This window comes from Paenibacillus sp. HJGM_3 (genome assembly GCF_045062745.1).
Taxonomy (GTDB): Bacteria; Bacillota; Bacilli; order Paenibacillales; family NBRC-103111; genus Paenibacillus_AA.
Genome location: NZ_JBJGED010000020.1, coordinates 13,484 through 34,556 on the forward strand (window position 1 = coordinate 13,484; position 21,073 = coordinate 34,556).

Below are 21,073 nucleotides of genomic sequence, written 5' to 3' on the forward strand. Positions count from 1 at the left end.
CTTCTATGTGCGGGATGCTTGTCTCCGATTGCGTTCCGGCTTGTCCGGCTTGTCGGACTTCTCCTGCTTGTCCGGCTTATTGTACTCCCGCGACAGGCTGAGCAAAATGCCGATGCTGCACATCATGACGAGGAGGGACGAGCCGCCGGAGCTGATGAACGGAAGCGTGACGCCGGTCATCGGGATCGCCCCCGTGACGCCGCCCATGTTGATGAACGCTTGGACGCCGATCAGTCCCACGATGCCGATGCCGACGAGATTCCCGAACGTATCGGTGCTGCGCAAGGCGACGAGCAGCCCGCGCCAGATGAAGGCAAGGTAGAACAGCAGGAACACGACCGTACCGATAAACCCGAGCTCTTCTCCGATAATCGCGAAGATGAAGTCGTTATGTGCTTCCGGCAAATAATGCAGCTTCTGAATGCTCTGGCCGATGCCGGCGCCGGTCAGCTCTCCGTGGCCGAAGGCGTACATAGACTGCACGATCTGATAGCATGAGCCCTGAGAATCCGACCAGGGGTTGATGTAGCAGGAGATCCGGTCCATCCGGTACCCGAGTGTCTCCGAACTGAACACGTATATAAGTGCGCCTATACAGCCTATAACGGCGACGGCTCCCGAAGCCAGCAAAATATGCTTCATATTGGCGCCTCCGACGATGATGACGAGGGAAGCGCACAGGACGAGAATGACCATCGAACCGAAGTCCGGCTGCAGCATAATAAGGAACGCTACGATGCCAACGATAATGACGGAGGGGACGAGGCCCCGGCGGAACTCCTTCACACGGTCGCCCTTCTTGTCGATCAAGCCCGCCAAATACAAGATCACGGCCAGCTTGGCGAACTCCGACGGCTGGATGCTGAAGCCGGCGATTCGGAACCAGCTCCGCGCTCCGTTCACTTCGTATCCTATGAACGGGACGAGCGCAAGAAGGATCAGAATTACGATAAATAACGGCTTAAGCAACAGCCGCAGCTTCGCCATAGGAACATTCATAAGAAAAAACATGCCAATTGTGCCGAGCACGGCAAAAATGGCTTGTTTTTTCACGACATAAAACGCATTGTTTCCATATTCCTTCGAGGTGATCGCGATGGCCGAGCTCGCGCTGAACACCATCACGAGTCCGAAGCCGACTATCAAAAACGTGAGCAGCAGAAGCAGGAAATCCGGCGTTCCTCTGCGCGATGGTTGCATGCGGGATGCCCCTTTTTAGTCCGCCAGTTGTCTGGTCAGGTCATTCAGCTTTTGGGTCGCGATTTTGACCACTTCTTCGGCTACCGGCGAGTCATAGTCCAAACCGTGCGGAAACGTGCCGCGGCCCAAATAGACTTCTTCTACGGCCAGAATGGCATACGGAGATTCCAGCTTGCCCTCAACCGCGCGCGTGTTGATGCGGAGGAAGTAGTCGTCCCCTTTGTATTCGATCTTGTAATCGTATGTAGCGCGATAATATTCCCACTGCCAACGGACGAAGCCGAGCTTCGACGAGACGTCGTCCAAATGTTTCAAATCGCTTTTCACAGCGCGGAGCGCAGCATTTTCAATAATCACGAGTTAACCCTCCTGAGGTTCGTTTGTCTTTATTCATGATAGTATGTTTGCCCAAGTTGTGCAAGTCTAAAGCGGGTCCGCAAGGCTGCCAGTAACTCACAGGAATCGGCGTCGACAGGTGAGGGAAATTTAATGAGGATTTCGTATTCGATCATTACATGTACAAAGGAGGGTACCGTATCCAATGAAACAGATTCGCGATATTATGAGTACCGACTGCGTCACCGTGACGCTGCAGGACAACTTGTATGAAATTGCCGTCAAGATGAAAATGAACGATATCGGCTTCATTCCGGTTGTCGAAGGGGACAAATTGATCGGCGTTGTAACGGACCGGGACCTGGTTATCCGGGGCTATGCGGAGAAGCATTCGGGCTCGACCGCGGTGAAGGAAGTCATGTCGACCGACATCACGACGATCACCCCGGAAACGTCGGTGGACGAGGCCGCCAAGCTGATGGCTCAAAACAAAATTCGCCGGCTGCCCGTCGTCGACAATGGCAAACTGGTTGGAGTCGTGGCGATAGCGGACTTGGCCGTTCGTGAAATTTTCGTGAACGAAGCGGGCATGGCGCTGAGCGATATCTCGGAGAACGTCGACCACATGGCTTCCTCGAATCATTAATAGGACTGGCAAGAACACCCCCGTTCTTCATGGATGGGGGTTTCTTCGCGCTCTAATGCTGCTATACTTGGAGCTTAGAAAGGCTATAAGCTTCAGATGGAGTTTGGGAGGAGCAGGAGTCATGAGAGTCGGAAAGCTGCATCAAATACACCGGTACCCGGTCAAATCATTCGCGGGCGAGCGGCTGAATGAAGTCCAAGTGGAGCCGTACGGTCTGTACGGGGATCGGAGCCACGCGATCGTCGACGGTTCCAAGGAAGGGTGGGACCGGTTCGTCACCGCCCGAGATATCCCGGAAATGCTGCTTTATCGCGCTTCGCTCGAGATGGGGGAGGGCGGGATGGAGTTCCCATCCCTTCACATCACCGCTCCGGACGGAACTCGGCTGTCGTGGAACGAGGAGCTGCTTCACCGCTTTCAAGACCGCTGCAAGCAGCCGTTGTCCCTCGAAACGCATACGCGTGACGAGGCGCAATTGGCGGTCGATTCGGGAAGCGTGCTCCTCGTAACCGATGCATCGATGCGGGAATTGGAGCGCCAGTGGGGGAAGCGGCTCGACGCCGGGCGGTTTCGGCCGAATCTGATCGTCGCGATGGACGAGGACCGACATTTCGCGGAGATGGAGTGGACCGACCGGAAGCTGAGGATCGGTACCGCTGTGTTCCAGGTCGACATCGCTTGCGAACGATGTATGATGGTGACTCTGGACCCCGCTACGACGGAGCGCGACCCCACCTTGCTGAAGCTGCTGCATGCGGAAACGGCGCTCACGTTCGGCATGTATGCCGAAGTTGCGACGCCCGGCATGATCCGTGTCGGAGATGACGTCGAGCTGTTGTAATGCAGGCGTTATGACCGCTAGTCCTTCGACTTGCGGTATCCGGCTGCTTTCGCCTCGTCCTCGGTGCAGAACAGCGCTTCCGGGTTCGTCTGCTCATAGTAGCGGCCGCCGGGGACGTGGTAGATTTTTTCCTTGTCGGCATTAATGTTGCCCTTGATCTTGGGTTGGGCACACCCGGCCGAGGAAGCACCGCCTGGCTTCTCGGAGGAGCCGTTCGTTCCGGATGAGCCTGAAGGTCCCCACAGCCCTTTATTGTTCGCCCTCGCTTGGCGCTCCACTTCGAGAAACCTCTTCTGGAACATCACGTTAGGCGGCACCGTCATCGTATTCGCATAGCCTTCGGCGAGCAGCGTCTCGTTATACATCACTGTCTCCCCCGCGATGAACAAATACCGGAGCAGCCTCCCGTAATTGTCCTTATCCCCGGCGTCTTTGAACAAATAAACCGTTTTGCCCGTGAGCTTGGACTTCGTGAAGTTGCTGGCTTCTTTGCCGTACGCTTCAACCGGACTGTTCGGCTTCACCGTCTCCGGCGTATTGACGCCGATCAGCCGCACCTTGTCGCCCTTCGCGGTCTCGATCGTATCGCCGTCGACGACCCGCTTCACGACCTCTTGGGTCCAGGGCTGACCTGTGAGCTGCGGATACGCTTCGATGATGGAGCTCACATCTTGGTCCGGACTCGCGGCAGTACGAGAGGAACAACCGGCTAGCAGAGCGGTTAGGAGCAGGAGCATTCCTATTCGGCGGAACACGGAAACACCTCATTTATGTAGGAATCGAATCAGAGCTTCTCCATTATACAGGAGAGCCGGCGCCGCTCACAACGAGTGTACCGGAGGGCGGGTTTAAATCCGATCGCATCCTTTCATACTAAGTAGATGAACATTTCACCATGAACCATGAAGGAGGCCGTCTCACCATGAACTACCACCCGGAGCGACCGCTCCTCGTCCAGAGCGATTCTACGGTGCTCCTGGACACGCATCACGCCGAATTCGCGAGCATGAGCGCGGAGCTGAGCAAGTTCGCCGAGCTGGTCAAAGCGCCGGAACATCTCCATACATACCGCCTGACCCCGCTATCGTTGTGGAATGCCGCTTCGGCGGGCATGACCGCGGATCAGATCCTGTATTTCCTGCGGGGCAACAGCAAGTTCGACGTGCCGGGCCAAGCGCAAAACAATGTCCGCCATTATGTGGGCCGATATGGGCTGGTTAAACTGATCGCGGTAGATGGCGGCGGCCTGGTGCTGCAGTCGGACGACCCGGCAGTCATTAGCGAGCTGGCGAACTATCGATCCACGAAAGCGTACTTCTTGGATATGCTCGACGCCAATACGATCGGGATCGTGCCCGCCTACCGCGGCTTTATTAAGCAGGAGCTCATCAAGCTCGGCTATCCGGTAAGCGACATGGCGGGGTATCACCAGGGGGAATCGCTGGGGATCACCTTGCGGGAATCGTTCAAGCCTGACGAGCCGTCCTCGCCGCGCACGTTCCGGATCCGGGACTATCAGCGGAGAGCGGTGGAAGCGTTGTGCGCGGACGGAGACCGCCACGGCGGCAGCGGCGTGGTCGTCCTGCCCTGCGGCGCAGGCAAGACGATCGTCGGGATCGCGGCTATGGCCCGTTTGCAATGCGCGACGCTCATCCTGACGACGAATGTCGCTTCGGTCCGCCAATGGAAACGGGAACTATTGGAGAAAACCGATCTGCCGGAGGAAGCGGTCGGGGAGTATAGCGGCGAGCGGAAGGAAGTGCGGCCCATTACGATCGCCACATATCAAATTTTGACCCATCGCGGCAAAAAAGAGGACCCGTTCTCGCATATGAAGCTGTTCAATGAGCGGGACTGGGGCCTCATCATCTACGATGAGGTGCATTTGCTGCCGGCTCCCGTCTTCCGTGTGACTGCGGATATTCAGGCGACTCGCCGGCTAGGCTTGACGGCTACGCTCGTCCGCGAGGATGGCTGCGAGGAGGATGTGTTCTCGCTCGTCGGTCCGAAGCTGTATGAAGCAGGCTGGAAAGACCTCGAGCAGGAAGGGTGGATCGCCAAGGTGCGATGCACCGAATTGAGAGTCGCCATGCCGACACACGTCCGCGACGCTTACTCGGCCGCGGAGAACCGGATGAAGGCCCGCATCGCCGGGGAGAATCCGAACAAGCTGGACGTCATCCGGTCGATCCTGGAACGGCATGACCGGGAGCCGACGCTCGTTATCGGCCAATACCTGGACCAGCTGAAGGAGATTTCCCTGCAGCTCGAGGCGCCGATGATATCCGGCGAGATGCCGCACGAGGAGCGGGATCGGCTGTATGATCGGTTCAAGCGGGGAGACATCCGTACGCTCGTCGTCTCGAAGGTGGCGAACTTCGCGATCGATCTGCCCGACGCCCGCGTCGCCATCCAAGTATCGGGCAGCTTCGGCTCCCGGCAGGAGGAGGCGCAGCGGCTCGGTCGTCTGCTGCGGCCGAAGGCGGACAACGAAGCGTTCTTCTATACGCTCGTGACGGACGAGTCGAAGGAGCAGGAGTTCTCGCTGCACCGGCAGCTGTTCCTCGTCGAGCAAGGGTACCGTTATGAGATTCGGGAGGCGGACAGCTTGACTCAAGGCGAACGGCACAGAATGGGGGTTCAGACCGAATGAATGTTAACGAATTCGTGTATAAGCTGCCCGAGCCGCTCGCGGAAGAAATCCGCAAGCATCTGACGTCCGCATCGGTACCGGGAGGGGAAGAAGCGCAGCCCGGGCTGGAGGACCTGCTGCGCTCGAAGGACGCGCTGGCGCGCGTAAGAGCGGGGTTGCGCTCCCCGGAGGAAGAGACGCTGCGCATCGTCGTGACGGCATTCGCCGACGAGCCGTTCGAGGAAGCGAACCTCGAGCGGGCGGGCCGCGCCAGGCTGTCCGGCGCCGCCCTCAAGGTCGGGCTGCTGCGGCTGTGCCGCAAAGGCATCGTCTTCGCCCTGCGCAAAGCTTGGGGCGAACCGTTGTATACGCTCCCGTCGGATACGCTCGGGATCTGGCAGGAGCTGTTGTTCCCGCTCCGGGATGGGAAACGGGAACCGCTGGATGATGCGGAACCGGTTACTACCGTGACGCCGGAGCTGGCGGTGCCGGCTCAACGGCTGCTGTCCCTGCTTGCCTATGCGAACCGGGAAGGACTGCCGCTTACGCAGAAGGGGACGCTGGCGAAGCGGCAACTGCTTAAGCTGAACGCCCTGCTGCACATTGACGCGGAGGAAGGCGGGATGCCGGACGTGCGATACGCCGGCGATGGCGCCTACCCGTTCACACTGGCCGCGCTCCTGGATGTAAGCTTGAGGCTCGGGCTGCTGCGCAAAGAGGCGGACCTTTACAGCTTGAACGAGACCGCGCTAGCCGCCTGGCTCGCGCGGCCCGAGGGTCAGCTGAACCAAGAGGCGTATGCGCTGCTGCGGCCGCTGCTCATGCCTCCGGAGCCCGCATTCCGCCATTGGATCGTCCTGTCCGAGGCGCAATCACCCGGGAACTGGTGGCCGATCGATGCGTCGATTGAGGAACTCGAGCGGCGCGGGCTTATCGGCAGCGGCTCCCTGGAGAGCGGAGGGTTGCTTACTGGTTGGCTGAAACCGCTCGCGGCGATCGGGTTTGTGGAGCTGGGCCGAGCCGCGGACGGGAGCTGGCGGGCGAAATGGACGACGCCGGCCGCGCGAACGGAGCCGCACGCGCAGGCGGCATGTCTCGGGAACGTGAATGAATCGATGTTCGTGCAGCCCGATTTCGAAGTGATCGTGCCGCCGGGCGTCCCGTATGCCGCGCGATGGGAGCTCGAGCGATTCGCGGAGCAGGAGCATGCGGGAACGATCGTCCGGTACCGGCTCACGCGGGAACGCGTCGTACAAGCGTTAACCGCCGGGTATACGGGGGAGCGGATCGTCTCGGTGCTCCAGGCCCATGCCAAATACGGGGTGCCCGAGCTCGTCGATTATTCCATCCGCCAGTGGGCCGGACAGTACGGCAAAGTGTCCGTCGAGGATGCGGTGCTGCTCCGCTGCCGCGACGAAGCGGCCGCGAGGGAGCTGGAGGCGAACCGGCAAGTGGAGCCCTACTTGCTGGAGCGGCTCGGGCCGCTCGCCTGGCTGGCCGACGCCCGCCGGGCGGACGAGCTGTTCCGGCAGCTGGAGGCAAGCGGCTACAGCCCGAGCCGGGTGAATCTCGCGCGGGGGGCGGAGACGGAAAAGGCGGAAGATGGTCCGCGGCCAGCCGCTGTTGCCGGCGGTTCGGCCCGGAAGCAAACATTGGCAAACCGCGCGGAAGCGTTGAAAGCTCCGGACGGCGGCGCCGGTGCTCCAGAAGGGCTTATTTACTCCAGGCTGTCCGTGCAGTATTATGATATTGAGCGCACATTCCCGCGCACCGAGGATTTGTACCCCGGCTTGCAGGAAGTGCCGAACATGTGGTTGAAGGAATGTCGCCGGTATCATGCCGCGACTCGAATGGATATGATCCGCAAGGCGCTGCAGTGGAAGGCGTGCCTGCGCCTGCGGCAGCAAGGCGAAGACCGGCTGCTCGTGCCCGAGCGGCTGGAGGGCAATCCGGAGGAATGGCGGGTCGCCGGCTTCCAGTCGAACGGCGAGGTGCGGCTGTCCCCCGAGCAATGGGACGAAATGCAGCTCGTGTTGCCCGGGATTAACGACGAGTAGTCGAAAGAGTAAAGGAGGATGCCTGGATGTTGGCAATCGAGCAGGAAGCACTGGACGTTACGGAGCTATTGTCGCAAGCTTACGAGCTGGGCGATCTGATCAATGGTTCCGCCGAAGTGGCGGATTACGCATATTGGAAACAGCAGCTTGAGGCGGACGCTGTCGCGCAGGCGGCCTTGCGCCGCTTCGGGCAGCTGAAGGAACGCTTCGCGGAGACCGAACGGTTCGGCCATTTCCATCCGAACTACCACGAGGCGATGGACGCGGCGAAAGCCGCCGAGCTGGAGCTGGAGCAGATCGAGTCGATCCGCCGCTTCAAGGAAGCGGAAGCCCGTCTCGACGAGTTGCTCTACACGGTGTCCGAGACGATCGCCTACGCGGTCTCGGACTCGATCAAGGTGCCGAGCAACAACCCGCTGCCGACCAAGGGCGGCTGCGGGTCTGGAGGCAGCTGCAGCTGCGGCTGATGCCGCGTTTGTGAGACCCGGCGCTCTTATACTTCGCGCAGCAGCTCGAACTCCGGCGTGATCGCGCCGACGATGTCGCCGGCCCAGTTGCGCACCGCCGGCTTGTGGAACTCGCGGAGCCGCTCGAGCTCGGCGGCCGTGAGCCAGTCGAGCTGGCGCAGCGCCTCGACGACGGTCGGGTACAGCGCCCGCTGGGCCCCGTCGGCGATCTTGACCGCGAGTGCCACGCCGAGCTCAGGGGCGGTCACGGCGAACACGCCCTCCGCGCCCATCTTGCCGACGAGCCGCCCGCCGGTCGCTTCGACGAGATGCGTGTCGAACCGGCCGGTGCCGGCGAGGTAGAACGGCGCCTGGCGGATCGCCGCCGCGAGCGTCCGGCACGCCTCGGCGCGCGTCTCGGGCACGAGTCCGTCAGGGCGCCCGAACACGGCGAACGCGCGGGCCAGCGAGGCTAGCGGCAGGCCGAACACCGGCACGCCGCAGCCGTCGGTGCCGAGCGCGATCCGGTCGGCCGGCACGCCGCTCAGGGCACTGACCGCATCCAGCATACGCCGCTGCACCGGGTGCTCCGGCGCCATGTAGCCTTGGACCGTCACGCCTAGCCGGAGCGCAAGCGCGAGCATGCCGGAGTGCTTGCCGGAGCAATTGTTATGCACCGTGCGCGGCGCATCGCCGAGACGCTTCATCCGGTCGGCGGCGGGTTCATAGTAGGGGTAGTGAGGCCCGCAATTCAAGTGGGCCTCGCCGAGCCCGAGTTTTTTTAGAAAGCGCTCTATCGCCTCGATATGTGCCGGTTCGCCGTTATGCGACGCGCACATAAGCGCGAGCTCCTCCGGGACAAGCCCGAAGGCTCGGGCGGCCCCGGATTCGACGACCGGGATCGCTTGAAGCGGCTTCGCCGAAGAACGGGCGAACGTCATGAGCTCGGGATTCCCGAGCGCGGCAACCAACCGGCCATGCGTATCGACGACAGCCAGGTGGCCGGCGTGTCGGGACTCGGTAAGGGAACCTCGGGTAACGCGAACGAGGGTGTCCCCATTCAGGGTAGATTTGGACATAGCAGCAACCACTCCTGGCATCGAATGCTCGGTACGGGAGAATGACGAGGAGGAACGACATGTTTCCTGAACGCACCGGCCTAATTGTGTGGGTGAACGATCTGAAATCGAGTAAACACTTGGAGAAATTCGGCTCCATTCATTATATTTCCAAACGGATGCACTACGTCGTTATCTATATGAACGCCGACAAGGCGGAGGAAGCGACCCGGGCTATTCAAAAGTACCCATTTGTAAAAAAAGTCGAACGGTCCATGCGCAGTGAAATTCGGACGGAATATAGTAGTAATGTGCCGGATAAGACGAAACTTTACACCTGAGATCGCAACAGTAAACGATCCGCCGCTTCTCCTCAAAAGTCACTCCGCCATCATATAGCGAAAACGTCCGGGAGTAAAGCGGCAGTCGATCTCAAAGCGAACACCCCGCTCTTTCGCGCCGGGGTGTTTTTTTTCAGGAATACTTCTAAATTTCAGGCAATTCACAATATTATATAGAAGTTGAAAAAATGCTACAATTTTTAATTGGAAAATATTAAAAAATCGAGTAAAATAAATCTAAATTGCTTTACATAGGAGTAGAGACCTAGAACCGCGGGGAGGGAACTGATGATGAAGGACAAAATGATGGATAGGTGGAGTACTTACGAACCATTTTTTGTCGTATTAGGGGATAAAAAAATTGCCGACATCATTATAACGAACCATGCTTGTTCACGCTGGGCGGATCGGGTAGAGTCGGAGAAAACGGGATTCGAGGACATCTGCAAGTTTCTGTGGGACCGCCTGAAGAAAGGCCAAGTGCAGCCGTACTACAAGAACGAGAAGGACGTGTTCGTCATCGAGGACGATCTCGTCATGGTCGCGGAGTTCGCCGTATTGGAGAACGAATTCGACATTGCCGGCAACCCGCTGCACAAGATGATCGTAGTGACGTTCCTCGGCCGCATGTCGGAAGTGATCGAATTGAGGGACCTTAAGTCCTACTACTCTTGGCTGAGGCACTCCCGTCGCATGACGTTGATCAAGAACAGCCGCAAGCGCAAATAATCCCGTCTCCGGGTGAACGGACTCATTCGAAGCATGCAGAACCGCCTGCATGCTTTTTTCATTGCAAACGAAGTTAGGTTAAGATAGATTAAACATAAAGCATTGCGTTCGCCGGAGCTGTAAGCGCGAAATGGGCGCAAGCTAACCAAGCAGGGGGCAAGAGCAAGTGGCGCTGAACTTTCACCAATTGCATATTTTTTACACGGTTGCCGAGAAGGGCAGCTTCTCCATGGCCGCCCAAGCGCTTCATATGACGCAGCCCGCCGTTACGATGCAAGTGCAGGGCTTGGAGGACTACTTCGGGACGAAGCTGTTCCAACGGTCGACCAAAAAAATCGAGATTACCGAGGCGGGCCGTACGCTGCTCCCGTTCGCCAAACGCAGCATCGAGCTGATTAAGGAAACGGACGTGGCGATGTCCAAGTTCACGCATATGGTGGAAGGCCGGCTGCAATTAGGCGCCAGCTTGACGATCGGGGAATACGTGCTCCCGCGGCTCCTGGGTCCGTTCGGCCGGGAATATCCGAACATCTCCGTCAGCATGAAGGTCATGAATACAACGCAAATATTAGACGAAATCTTAAATCATCAGCTGAATTTCGGGTTGGTGGAGGCACCGGTCCATCATGCGGACGTGAAGACGGAAGCGGTGCTGAACGATGAGCTGAAGCTGATCGTGCCGGCCGACCATCCGCTGGCGTCCAAAGACACGATTTACCCGGAAGATCTGAAGCATTATCCGTTCATCCTCCGCGAGCAAGGATCCGGGACGCGCCAGGTGATGGAGCAGGAGCTGCATCGGGTCGGCATCGGGCCGGATCAGCTCAAAATCGTCATGGAGCTCGGCAGCACAGGCGCGATCAAGTCCGCCGTAGAAGCCGGCCTGGGCATTACGGTGCTGTCTCCTTCGTCCGTGAAGCACGAGGTGGCGCTCGGCTTGTTTCAGGTGAAGCACATCGAGGGTGTGACGTTTACCCGCCATTTTTATTCGATTTATTTGCAGGCGACGCTGCTGCCCATCTCGGCGGTGACGTTTTTGACCTTTTTGCGGGAGAAGGATTTGCAGGCTTGGCTTTAAAACCCGATTTTCACGAATCTAATGAGGAGGGCTGTATGTGACTGAAGTAGATTTGCATATGCATACGACCGCATCGGACGGTATGAATCGGCCCTCCGAGAACGTAAGGATGGCCCTCGAGGCTGGGCTGAGCGCCATTGCGATTACCGACCACGATACGGTAGCAGGCTATGTGGAGGCGGCGCAAGCCGGACAGACGCTTGGAATTACTGTTGTACCTGGAGTCGAGATCAGTACGGTGGCCGAAGGGCAAGACATTCACATTCTGGGGTATTATATAGATGTGAACGATGAGCGGCTGCTCGAACGGCTCAGGCAGCTCCGCAGCACCCGGGAGAACCGGAACGCCATGCTGCTGGAGCGTCTCCGCGAGCTGGGCCTCGACATTACGATCGAGGAAGTAATCGAACAGGCCGGCAAGTCCGCGTCCGGCGACGAGACGATCGGACGGCCGCATATTGCGAGCGTGCTGGTGAGCAAAGGGTACGTAGCGAGCGTACACGAAGCGTTCGACCGATACTTGGGCAAGGGCGGGGCGGCCTACGTCAATCCGCCTCGGGTGTCGCCGTTCGAAGCCGTCGATTGGATTCATGAAGCCGGGGGCGCAGCCGTCGTCGCCCATCCCGGCCTTTATCAGGCCGACGAACTGGTGGAACGCATCGTCCGGCACGGGGCGGACGGGATCGAAGCGTTTCACTCGGACCATACTCCGGAGGACGAGTCGCGGTATGCGGAGATGGCCGCCCGCCTGCAAGTGCTCGTCACGGCCGGCTCCGACTTCCATGGAGAACGGAACGGCCATGAGCTGCACGCGCCTATCGGCTCCCGCCGCATTGGGGCGCATGTCCTGGAGCAGCTAAAGGCCAGGGCAAAGTAAGACAACCATACATATACTACTCACAACCAAGAGTGGGGGAGGAGCAACAGAAATGACCAAAATCAAAAAAGCGATTATTCCCGCGGCCGGACTCGGAACCCGGTTCCTGCCCGCTACGAAGGCGCAGCCGAAAGAGATGCTGCCGATCGTGGACAAGCCCGCGATTCAATACATCGTCGAAGAGGCGATCGCCTCCGGCATCGAAGACATCATCATCGTGACCGGACGGAACAAGCGGGCGATCGAAGATCATTTCGACAAGTCCGTCGAATTGGAGACGATTCTGAACGAGAAAGGCAACAACGAGCTGCTGCAGCTCGTCCAAGACATCTCCAACATGGTGGACATCCATTACATCCGGCAAAAGGAGCCGCTTGGGCTTGGGCATGCGGTGCTCGTCGCGCGCAAATTCGTGGGCAACGAGCCGTTCGCGGTACTGCTCGGGGACGACATCATCCATTCGGACCCGCCTTGCCTGAAGCGGATGCTGGATCTGTACGAGGAGCATGGGCGGTCGGTCATCGCAACGATGCAGGTGCCATGGGAGGACGTGCGGAAGTATGGGATCATTTCGCCTGAACCCGGCCACGGGGGCAGCTACTTCTCCTACATCTCCGACTTGATCGAGAAGCCGGATCCGCAGGATGCGCCTTCGAACCAAGCCGTCATCGGCCGCTACGTGCTCGATCCGAGCATCTTCGACATTCTGGAGAAGCTGCCGCCGGGGCGGGGCGGAGAGATTCAACTGACGGACGGCTTGCGCATTCTGAACGAACGGCAGTCGATGATCGCCTATCACCTGCAAGGCAAGCGGTACGACGTCGGCGACAAGTTCGGGTACATCGAAGCGACGATCGAGTTCGCCCTGCAGCGCAGCGATTTGCAGCCGCAGGTTCAACAATATTTGGAAAATCTCGTGCGTTCTTGGGATTCGAGCAAACTTTATTCCAAATAGTTCGGAAACCGAAAAGCCACCCGAGCCTGATGTGAGTCAGGCTTAGGTGGCTTTATTTGCGCGCGAGGGTTAATTTTTTACGTCAACGGGCATTTTTTTGATTTGTTCCTCATCCGGCGTTATAAACAAGGTCTTTTGCTGCTCATAGATGACGAAGCCGGGCTTCGCTCCGTTCGGCTTGCGGACATGGCGGATCAATGTATAATCTACAGGCACTTGACTGGATTCCTTGGCCTGGCTGTAGTACGCCGCCAAGTTCGCCGCTTCTTGAAGCGTCGGATCGCCGAACCCGCTCCCGCGGATGACGACGTGTGAACCGGGAATGTCTTTCGTATGCAGCCACGTGTCGTTCGATTGGGCGAGCCGTTGGGTCAAAAATTCATTCTGGGTGTTGTTCTTCCCTACATAGAGCGGGAATCCTTCGCTTGACGTATAGCAAGTGAGCGGGGGCTTGCCGTTCGGCTTTTTCTTCTTGCCCGTCCGTTTGGATCGGTCGCGCACGTACCCTTGCTGCACCAATTCCTCGCGAATTTCTTCGATGTCGCTTAAGCTTGCGCTGTCCAGCTGTTGAAGCAGCGTATTCAAGTAGCGGATTTCCTCGTGCGTGCTCTCGATTTGCTCCGTCACGACGGTCAGGCTGTTTTTGCTCTTCGAATATTTGCGGAACAGCCGCTGGGCGTTCTCCGACGGGGTGAGCTGCGGGTCCAGCTGGATGCGGATCGGGCGCTGCTCTTCGTCATAGTAGTTTACGACCTCGATTTCGGTCATCCCTTTTTGAAGCAGATGCAGCGAGGACGTCAGCAGCTCGCCCATGATCCGGTATTTGTCGGCATCCTGGGCTTCCGTGATCGTATCCTCAAGCTTCTCGAGCTTCTTCACATTCTTATTCCGTTCATTGAGCAGGAACCGGGTCATGTCGGCCGTGCGCTGCTTGACCGTATCACGTTCGGCCTTGTCGCCGTAGAACGCCTCCAGGCATTCGCTCACGGAGTCGAACGGTTGGACGTGGCCTTGCAGGTGGGTCAGCTGCAAGACCGAGAAGGCCGGCTTGCCGTCTCGAGCATCGGTCACGATGACGGGACTGTAGCGGTGCTCCGCGATCTCGTGCAAGACCGAGTCGAACGAATCCCAGACGCGATCCGGATCGGCCTGTGGCGCGGGCGTCGAAGCGTGGTACCCGCTCCGATACGCGAGTTCTTGGGCGACTAGCGGGCTGATCCCGCTGAAAGCCGCGACGAGCTGCTGCTGAAGCGTGACAGGCTTGGCGGTACGATCGGGTGCGGGCGAGTTCGGCGATCCGGAAGCCTCCTCCGCCGCGAGTGCGGGCACTGGCGGGATCGTCATCGCGCTGCGGAATTGCTCCTCGTTCGTTTCGAGCGGATTGCGCTTGCCTTGCTCCGGAGGCATCACGTAGGCGCTGCCCGGCATGACGATCCGATAGGCGCTGATCGCCGGCGTCACGTGGTGAATCCCGTCCAGAATCGTCCCGGTCGCGGGATCGATGAGGATGATATTACTGTGGCGGCCCATAATTTCGACGATGATTCGCTTCGTGCTGAGATCGCCCACTTCATCCCGCTGCCGCACATCGATTACGAGCATCCGCTCGAGGCCGACTTGCGAGACCGCTTCGACGATCCCTCCTTCGCAATGCTTGCGCATCAACATGCAGAACATCGGCGCCTCCGTCGGGTTGACGAACGACTCTCCCGTCAGATGCACGCGCGGGTATGTCGGATTGGCCGACAGCAGCAGCTTGTACGTGTTGCCTTGCGCACGTATTTGCATGACGATATCGTGCTCGGTCGGTTGGTGTATTTTATGAATCCGGCCTCCTGCAAGGCATTGAAGCTCATGCGAGAGGGCGCGGGTAACGAGTCCGTCCAGTGACATCGGGGACACACTTCCTTCCATTCGTAGAACCAATTTAGCTATAGAAAGTGTAAGGGGTTCGGCGTGAAAAAGCAAAGGAGACTTTAATTACAGTTTGAAACATAAAAAAGCTTCTATATGTATATACCCGATTCATTTCCCGAGCCCAAACCGGACGGGAATAGGAAACGGTCTTCATAAATCCCGGCTTGTCTGAATACATTTAGGGTTGTACAGATTTATTCGTGGAAAAGAGGGAACCGGGATGAGTCAGAGAATCTGGTATCAATTAAATCCGGAGGAAGCAACGGCCGAACACAAGGTTCACCCAGGGAAGGGGCTTACGAACGAAGAAGTTCGCGAGCGCCTCGAGCAGAGCGGCTACAACGAATTGTCGGAAAAGCAGGGCGTTCCGCTCGTTACGTTATTCTTGAACCAGTTCAAGGATTTTATGGTGCTCGTGCTGATGGCGGCTACACTCGTCTCCGGGCTGCTCGGCGAGTACTTGGACGCCATTACGATCGTGGCGATTATCGTCATGAACGGGATTCTGGGCTTTATCCAGGAGTTCCGCGCGGAGCGGTCGCTCAGGGCGCTCAAGGAATTGTCCGCGCCCTATGCGAAGGTGCTGAGGGACGGAGCGATACAGCATCTGCCGGCCCGGCTGCTCGTCCCGGGAGACATCGTCCTGGTGGAGAGCGGTGACCGCATCCCGGCAGACATCCGGTTTCTGGAGACGAACGCCCTGTCGGTCGAGGAATCGGCGCTGACGGGGGAATCGGTTCCGGTGAGCAAGCTGTCGCATGCGCTGTCGGGCGTTGACATTCCGCTAGGGGATCAAAAAAATATCGGCTTCATGGGAACGATGGTTACGCGCGGGACGGCGAAAGGGGTTGTCGTGCGCACAGGCATGGCGACGGAGATGGGGAAGATCGCCGATCTCATCCAGAACACCGAAGCGACGGAGACGCCGCTGCAGCACCGTCTGGAGCAGCTGGGCAAAATCCTCATTCTAGTGGCGCTCGGGCTAACGGTAATGGTCGTCGTCGCCGGTATCATGCATGGGCAGCCGGTATACGGCATGTTCCTCGCCGGAGTCAGCTTGGCCGTCGCCGCGATCCCGGAAGGGCTGCCCGCGATCGTGACGATCGCCCTCGCGCTTGGCGTCCAACGCATGATCCGGCGCAAGGCGATCGTCCGCAAGCTGCCGTCGGTGGAGACGCTCGGCTGCGCATCGGTCATCTGCTCCGACAAGACCGGGACGCTAACGCAAAACAAAATGACCGTCACCCACGTCTGGCTCGGCGGCGACGTCATGGAAGTCACCGGGGCCGGCTATGAGCCCCAGGGAAACATCCTGTCGGCGGGGGCGCCGGTCGACCTGCGCAACAATCCGATGATTCGCCGCCTCCTGCAAATCGGTGTGCTGTGCAACAATGCCGCCTTAATCGAGGAGCGGCCGGAGACGAAGAAAAAGTCGGGAAAAGAGTCGGTCAAGCCGACATGGAGCATTCAGGGCGATCCTACGGACGGCGCGCTTGTCGTGCTGGGGGCTAAAGGCGGCATAACCACAACTTCGATGGAGGGGCTGTATACGCGGACGGCGGAGCTGCCGTTCGATTCGGAACGCAAACGAATGTCCGTGATCGTCCAGCATCAGGGAGGCCGGCTGTTATATACGAAAGGCGCCCCGGATGTCATCCTCGAAAATTGCAGCTACATTCTTTGGGACGGCAAGGTTATTCCGTTCACACCCACCCTCCGGCAAAAGGTGCTGGCCGCGAACGAAGGCATGGCGCGTTCCGCCCTTCGCGTGCTCGGCTTGGCCTACAAGGAGCTGAAGTCCACGGAGCGGGACGAGAGCGGAGAGACGCTCGAGAACGGGCTCATCTTCGTCGGACTGACCGGGATGATCGATCCGCCGCGTCCTGAGGTGCGCGATGCGATCACGACATGCCGCCGTGCGGGCATCAAGACGGTCATGATTACCGGCGACCATCAGGCTACGGCCGAGGCGATCGCCCGCCAGCTCGGCATGCTGCCGTCCGGCGGCCGATGCGTGAACGGGCAGCAGCTGGCGGCGATGAGCGACGAAGAGCTGGAGGCGGCGGTCGACCAGATCTACGTCTACGCCCGGGTCGCGCCCGAGCACAAGCTGCGCATCGTGAAGGCGCTGCAGCGGCAAGGCCACGTCGTGGCCATGACGGGCGACGGCGTGAACGACGCGCCGGCGATCAAAGCGTCCGACATCGGCATCGCGATGGGCATCAGCGGCACCGACGTGTCGAAGGAAGCGTCCGCGCTCGTGCTGAGCGACGACAACTTCGCCACGATCGTCGCAGCGATCGAAGAAGGGCGGGGCATTTACGAGAACATCCGCAAGTTCATCCGGTACTTGCTCGCCTCGAACGTTGGGGAAATATTGACGATGTTCCTGGCGATGATGGCGGGTATGCCTCTTCCGCTCGTGCCGATCCAGATTTTGTGGGTCAACCTGGTCACCGACGGCTTGCCGGCGATGGCGCTTGGCATCGACCAGGCCGAGAAGGACTTGATGCAGCAAAAGCCGCGCGGCTCGAAGGAGAACATCTTCGCCCGGCGCCTCGGCTGGAAGATCATCAGCCGCGGCATCCTGATCGGCGTCTGCACGCTGGCCGCCTTCTGGATCGCGCTCCAGGATGCGTCGGCCGCGAACAAGCTGGTGCATGCCCAGACGGTCGCGTTCGCCACTCTCGTCATGGCGCAGCTTATTCACGTGTTCGACTGCCGCAGCTCCCGGTCGATTTTCCATCGCAATCCGCTGCAGAACAAATATTTGGTGCTCGCCGTTTTGTCCTCGCTCGCGCTCATGCTGGGCGTCGTGTACATCGAGCCGATGCAGCCGATCTTCAAGACGGTGCCGCTCGACCTGCTTGACTGGGTGAGCGTGCTCATTTTCGCCGGGATCCCGACATTCCTCATGGGACTCGGCAGCGTCTTCAGCACGAGCAAGAAGTCGAAGCGCCCGCCTATGAAGTTCAGCTCCAAGCCTGTAACGAGGTAGCCGATTATTGAATTCTGGCCAATGCTGCGGGAGTCGTCAGACTCCGGCGGCATTGGCTTTTTTGCTCTCAAGAAGAATTGCTTCCCTTTGCCGGACGCGTGCACTATAATATAGGCTAATCGAGAGGAGCATTCGCCATGAAGTTTACGAAAATGCATGGATTGGGCAACGATTTCATCGTCATTGCCGGCCTCAAGCGGCTGCCGGAGCAGGCGCCGGCACTCGCTATCGCATGGTGCGACCGCCATTTCGGCATAGGAGCCGACGGGGTCGTCTATATATTGCCGTCCGAGCAGGCGGACTTCCGTATGCGCATCATCAACGCGGACGGCTCGGAGGCGGAGCAGTGCGGCAACGCCATCCGCTGTGTCGCGAGGTACGTCTATGACCGAGGATTGACGAGTAAAGAGGAGCTGACGGTGGAGACGCTGGGCGCCGGTGTGCAATCGGTCAGGCTTACAGTGGCGAACGGCCGAGCCTCTACCGTGACGGTAGATATGGGAGAGCCTGTTCTGCAAGGCCGCGCCATTCCGACGACGCTCGACCTAGACCGCGTTGTAGGCCAGACGCTGCTCGCCCAGGACGGCACACCGTTCCAGTTCACCGCGGTGTCCATGGGGAATCCGCACTGCGTCATCCTGGTCGACGATGCCCCGTCCTTCGATCTGCACCGCTACGGACCACCGCTCGAAGTGCATGAGCTGTTCCCGAATCGGGTGAACGTCGAGTTCGCCACGGTCCGGTCGCGCGACCATGTCGACATGCGCGTCTGGGAGCGCGGATCGGGCCCGACGCTGGCGTGCGGGACCGGGGCTTGCGCCACTGTAGTCGCAACGGCGCTAAACGGCTTGACCGACCGCCAGGCGACCGTGTCGCTCGCCGGCGGCGACCTGCGTATCGACTGGAGCGAGGCGAACAATCGCATCTACATGACCGGCCCGGCCGAAATCGTGTTCGATGGCGAGCTTCCGGGGGTTCATTTGGAATAAGAAACAGCTTTGAATAGAATGGTGGCGTTTGGGATGAGGGAACAATTGAAGAGCGCCTTAGCCCGCCGGGTGTTGACCGGCGACGGGGCGATGGGGACGTACTTGTATCAACTGGGCTTCACAGTAGGGGCATCGTACGAGGAGTTTAACCTGCTGAAGCCGGAAGCGATCGCCGACGTGCATCGCCGGTACTACGATGCGGGCGCGCGCATAATCGAGACGAATACGTTCTCGGCGAACCGCGAGAAGCTGGCCAAGTTCGGGCTCGAGGGCGAAGTCCGGGCGATCAACCGGGCCGGCGCCGCTCTCGCCCGCAGCGCGGTAGGCGACGACGCGTATGTCGTCGGCGCCGTCGGGTCGATTCGCGGGGGCGGCCGGCGCACGATCCCGCTCGCCTCGCTGCAGCAGGACTTCGAGGAGCAGATTTCCGCACTGCTGGAAGAAGGCGTAGACGGCATCCTGCTGGAGACGTTCTACGAGCTCGAGGAGCTGGCGCTCGCGCTCTCGGTGGTGCGGCGCTACGACGCGGCGCTGCCGGTCATTGCCCAATTCGCCGCGGAAGGCAGCGGCGGCTCGCGGGACGGCGTCCCGTATGCGGACGCCTTCGTGAGGCTGCGCGATGCGGGGGCCGACGTAATCGGCTTCAACTGCCACAGCGGGCCGAACGGCATTCTCCGTTCGATCGAGCAGCTGCCGCCGGGGATCGGCCTGCCGATCTCGGCGTTCCCGAATGCCGGCCTGCCGAGCTACGTAGACGGACGGTACGTCTACGGCTCGACGCCGGAATATTTCGCCGAGAACGCGCTGAAATTCGCGGCGCTCGGCGCCCGGATCGTTGGCGGCTGCTGCGGCACGACGCCGGCCCACATTGCCGCGATCGCGGCTGCGCTGCGCGGCTACGACCCGGCCGCCGGCGGAGCCCCGTCGGCGGGAGCGGGTGCCGGCGCGGGCGCTGCGCCGAGCGCGCCGGTTGTGGTGACCGGCGCGGCGGCCGCCGACGTGACGGCTGAGGCGGCGGCTGCGCCGACGCTAGTGGAGCTGGCGCAGCAGCGCCACACCGTCATCGTCGAGTGGGACACGCCGAAGGATCTGGACACCGCGCGCTTCATGGAAGGCGCGAAGGCGCTCGCAGACGCGGGCGTCGACTCGCTCACGATGGCGGACAACGCGCTTGCGGTGACGCGGATGAGCAACATGCCGCTCGGCTTCCTCGTGAAGGAACGGCTCGGCGTTCGTCCGCTCCTGCACATCGCCTGCCGCGACCGCAACTCGATCGGCACGCAATCGCACTTGATGGGGCTCCACGCGATCGACATCGATCACGTGCTCGTCATTACGGGCGATCCGTCCAAGTTCGGCGATCTCCCGGGCGCGAGCTCGGTATACGACATGACCTCGTTCGAGATGATCCGCATGATCAAGCAGCTGAACGAAGGGATGGCGTTCTCCGGGAAGCCGCTCAAGCAGAAGGCCAAGTTCGTTGTCGGCGCCGCGTTCAACCCGAACGTGAAGCATCTGGACAAGGCGGTGGAGCGGCTGGAGAAAAAAATCGCCGCCGGCGCCGACTACATCATGACGCAGCCGGTGTACGACGCGAAACTCGTGGAGCGCATCCATGAATCGACGAAGCATCTGGGGGTGCCGATCTTCCTCGGCTTCATGCCGCTCGTGAGCGGCAACAACGCGGAATTCCTGCACAACGAGGTGCCGGGCATCCTGCTGCCGGACGACGTGCGGGCGCGGATGGCCGGACTGAGCGGCCCGGAAGGGCGCGCGATGGGCGTGTCCATCATGAAGGAGCTGCTCGACGTCGCGCTGCCGCTGTTCCGGGGCATCTACTTGATGACGCCGATGCATTTCTATGGCATGTGCGTGGAATTGACCGAATACGTCTGGGAAAAGACGGGGCAGCGGGAGCGGCTCGCCGGCTCCGTCAAGCGCTGAGCGGACCCGGATGGGACGGCGCCCGACAA

General features: G+C 59.9%; 18 protein-coding genes. 13 read left to right on the top strand and 5 right to left on the bottom strand.

Annotation, left to right across the window (positions count from 1 at the left end):
- Positions 1-3: 3 nt before the first annotated feature.
- Together ftsW and ACI5FR_RS20815 are read right to left on the bottom strand one after the other, a co-directional pair.
- The gene (gene ftsW, locus ACI5FR_RS20810; protein WP_405457852.1) at positions 4-1,200 is read right to left on the bottom strand and encodes a putative lipid II flippase FtsW; all 1,197 of its coding nucleotides are present in this window, start codon (positions 1,198-1,200) and stop codon (positions 4-6) included.
- A 15-nt stretch (positions 1,201-1,215) separates the two neighbouring features.
- Positions 1,216-1,557, bottom strand: coding sequence for a YugN family protein (locus ACI5FR_RS20815; RefSeq protein WP_405457854.1), 342 nt, complete (start codon positions 1,555-1,557; stop codon positions 1,216-1,218).
- A 184-nt stretch (positions 1,558-1,741) separates the two neighbouring features.
- Between ACI5FR_RS20815 and ACI5FR_RS20820 the strand changes: the two genes are divergently transcribed.
- Together ACI5FR_RS20820 and ACI5FR_RS20825 are read left to right on the top strand one after the other, a co-directional pair.
- Entirely contained in the window at positions 1,742-2,182 is a 441-nt protein-coding gene (locus ACI5FR_RS20820) for a CBS domain-containing protein (protein ID WP_405457856.1), read from the top strand.
- A gap of 121 nt (positions 2,183-2,303) precedes the next feature.
- Positions 2,304-3,023 (top strand): MOSC domain-containing protein, encoded by a 720-nt coding sequence (locus ACI5FR_RS20825; protein WP_405457858.1) that lies wholly within the window; start codon positions 2,304-2,306, stop codon positions 3,021-3,023.
- 17 nt (positions 3,024-3,040) lie between these two features.
- On the opposite strand, the gene ACI5FR_RS20830 is transcribed toward ACI5FR_RS20825, so the two are convergent.
- Positions 3,041-3,778 carry a thermonuclease family protein gene (locus ACI5FR_RS20830; RefSeq protein ID WP_405457859.1) on the bottom strand — a complete coding sequence of 246 codons (738 nt, stop codon included), beginning with the start codon at positions 3,776-3,778 and terminating at the stop codon, positions 3,041-3,043.
- Positions 3,779-3,945: 167 nt separating this feature from the next.
- Between ACI5FR_RS20830 and ACI5FR_RS20835 the strand changes: the two genes are divergently transcribed.
- Genes ACI5FR_RS20835 through ACI5FR_RS20845 form a run of 3 tightly spaced genes read left to right on the top strand, consistent with a single transcriptional unit; the run spans position 3,946 to position 8,179 of the window.
- Positions 3,946-5,676, top strand: a complete 1,731-nt coding sequence (locus tag ACI5FR_RS20835) for a DNA repair helicase XPB (protein ID WP_405457861.1) — start codon at positions 3,946-3,948, stop codon at positions 5,674-5,676.
- Entirely contained in the window at positions 5,673-7,712 is a 2,040-nt protein-coding gene (locus ACI5FR_RS20840) for a helicase-associated domain-containing protein (RefSeq protein WP_405457863.1), read from the top strand. Before ACI5FR_RS20835 ends, ACI5FR_RS20840 begins: the two co-directional genes overlap by 4 nt.
- 26 nt (positions 7,713-7,738) lie before the next feature.
- Positions 7,739-8,179, top strand: coding sequence for a YlbF/YmcA family competence regulator (locus ACI5FR_RS20845; protein ID WP_405457865.1), 441 nt, complete (start codon positions 7,739-7,741; stop codon positions 8,177-8,179).
- A 26-nt stretch (positions 8,180-8,205) separates the two neighbouring features.
- On the opposite strand, the gene ACI5FR_RS20850 is transcribed toward ACI5FR_RS20845, so the two are convergent.
- Positions 8,206-9,258, bottom strand: coding sequence for an asparaginase (locus tag ACI5FR_RS20850; protein WP_405457867.1), 1,053 nt, complete (start codon positions 9,256-9,258; stop codon positions 8,206-8,208).
- 38 nt (positions 9,259-9,296) lie between these two features.
- Between ACI5FR_RS20850 and ACI5FR_RS20855 the strand changes: the two genes are divergently transcribed.
- The 5 genes from ACI5FR_RS20855 to galU all read left to right on the top strand — a co-directional run bounded on the left by ACI5FR_RS20855 (position 9,297) and on the right by galU (position 13,196).
- Positions 9,297-9,557 (top strand): YlbG family protein, encoded by a 261-nt coding sequence (locus ACI5FR_RS20855; RefSeq protein ID WP_405457869.1) that lies wholly within the window; start codon positions 9,297-9,299, stop codon positions 9,555-9,557.
- A 291-nt stretch (positions 9,558-9,848) separates the two neighbouring features.
- Positions 9,849-10,286 (top strand): hypothetical protein, encoded by a 438-nt coding sequence (locus ACI5FR_RS20860; protein WP_405458124.1) that lies wholly within the window; start codon positions 9,849-9,851, stop codon positions 10,284-10,286.
- A gap of 166 nt (positions 10,287-10,452) precedes the next feature.
- Entirely contained in the window at positions 10,453-11,364 is a 912-nt protein-coding gene (locus tag ACI5FR_RS20865; protein WP_405457871.1) for a selenium metabolism-associated LysR family transcriptional regulator, read from the top strand.
- A 37-nt stretch (positions 11,365-11,401) separates the two neighbouring features.
- Positions 11,402-12,241 (top strand): PHP domain-containing protein, encoded by an 840-nt coding sequence (locus tag ACI5FR_RS20870; protein ID WP_405457874.1) that lies wholly within the window; start codon positions 11,402-11,404, stop codon positions 12,239-12,241.
- A gap of 52 nt (positions 12,242-12,293) precedes the next feature.
- Positions 12,294-13,196: a UTP--glucose-1-phosphate uridylyltransferase GalU gene (gene galU / locus ACI5FR_RS20875; RefSeq protein ID WP_405457877.1), complete on the top strand. Its 903-nt coding sequence runs from the start codon at positions 12,294-12,296 to the stop codon at positions 13,194-13,196.
- Between the two features lie 69 nt (positions 13,197-13,265).
- On the opposite strand, the gene ACI5FR_RS20880 is transcribed toward galU, so the two are convergent.
- On the bottom strand, positions 13,266-15,089 hold the full coding sequence (locus tag ACI5FR_RS20880) for an Rqc2 family fibronectin-binding protein (RefSeq protein ID WP_405457880.1): 1,824 nt from the start codon (positions 15,087-15,089) through the stop codon (positions 13,266-13,268).
- A 244-nt stretch (positions 15,090-15,333) separates the two neighbouring features.
- On the opposite strand from ACI5FR_RS20880, the gene ACI5FR_RS20885 reads away from it, so the two are divergent.
- From ACI5FR_RS20885 to ACI5FR_RS20895, 3 genes are all read left to right on the top strand, one after another.
- Complete coding sequence (locus tag ACI5FR_RS20885) at positions 15,334-18,111, top strand: calcium-translocating P-type ATPase, SERCA-type (protein WP_405457883.1); 2,778 nt, start codon at positions 15,334-15,336, stop codon at positions 18,109-18,111.
- Between the two features lie 137 nt (positions 18,112-18,248).
- Positions 18,249-19,100, top strand: coding sequence for a diaminopimelate epimerase (dapF, locus tag ACI5FR_RS20890; protein WP_405457885.1), 852 nt, complete (start codon positions 18,249-18,251; stop codon positions 19,098-19,100).
- Between the two features lie 33 nt (positions 19,101-19,133).
- On the top strand, positions 19,134-21,044 hold the full coding sequence (locus ACI5FR_RS20895; protein WP_405457886.1) for a bifunctional homocysteine S-methyltransferase/methylenetetrahydrofolate reductase: 1,911 nt from the start codon (positions 19,134-19,136) through the stop codon (positions 21,042-21,044).
- Positions 21,045-21,073: the final 29 nt, after the last annotated feature.

Bases quoted from the DNA above. Each gene is read 5' to 3' on its own strand.
- ftsW (WP_405457852.1), bottom strand. From the start codon at position 1,200: ATGCAACCATCGCGCAGAGGAACGCCGGATTTCCTGCTTCTGCTGCTC.
- ACI5FR_RS20825 (WP_405457858.1), top strand. From the start codon at position 2,304: ATGAGAGTCGGAAAGCTGCATCAAATACACCGGTACCCGGTCAAATCA.
- ACI5FR_RS20880 (WP_405457880.1), bottom strand. From the start codon at position 15,089: ATGTCACTGGACGGACTCGTTACCCGCGCCCTCTCGCATGAGCTTCAA.
- ACI5FR_RS20855 (WP_405457869.1), top strand. From the start codon at position 9,297: ATGTTTCCTGAACGCACCGGCCTAATTGTGTGGGTGAACGATCTGAAA.
- ACI5FR_RS20845 (WP_405457865.1), top strand. From the start codon at position 7,739: ATGTTGGCAATCGAGCAGGAAGCACTGGACGTTACGGAGCTATTGTCG.
- dapF (WP_405457885.1), top strand. From the start codon at position 18,249: ATGAAGTTTACGAAAATGCATGGATTGGGCAACGATTTCATCGTCATT.
- ACI5FR_RS20860 (WP_405458124.1), top strand. From the start codon at position 9,849: ATGAAGGACAAAATGATGGATAGGTGGAGTACTTACGAACCATTTTTT.
- ACI5FR_RS20835 (WP_405457861.1), top strand. From the start codon at position 3,946: ATGAACTACCACCCGGAGCGACCGCTCCTCGTCCAGAGCGATTCTACG.
- ACI5FR_RS20895 (WP_405457886.1), top strand. From the start codon at position 19,134: ATGAGGGAACAATTGAAGAGCGCCTTAGCCCGCCGGGTGTTGACCGGC.
- ACI5FR_RS20820 (WP_405457856.1), top strand. From the start codon at position 1,742: ATGAAACAGATTCGCGATATTATGAGTACCGACTGCGTCACCGTGACG.
- ACI5FR_RS20840 (WP_405457863.1), top strand. From the start codon at position 5,673: ATGAATGTTAACGAATTCGTGTATAAGCTGCCCGAGCCGCTCGCGGAA.
- galU (WP_405457877.1), top strand. From the start codon at position 12,294: ATGACCAAAATCAAAAAAGCGATTATTCCCGCGGCCGGACTCGGAACC.
- ACI5FR_RS20885 (WP_405457883.1), top strand. From the start codon at position 15,334: ATGAGTCAGAGAATCTGGTATCAATTAAATCCGGAGGAAGCAACGGCC.
- ACI5FR_RS20850 (WP_405457867.1), bottom strand. From the start codon at position 9,258: ATGCCAGGAGTGGTTGCTGCTATGTCCAAATCTACCCTGAATGGGGAC.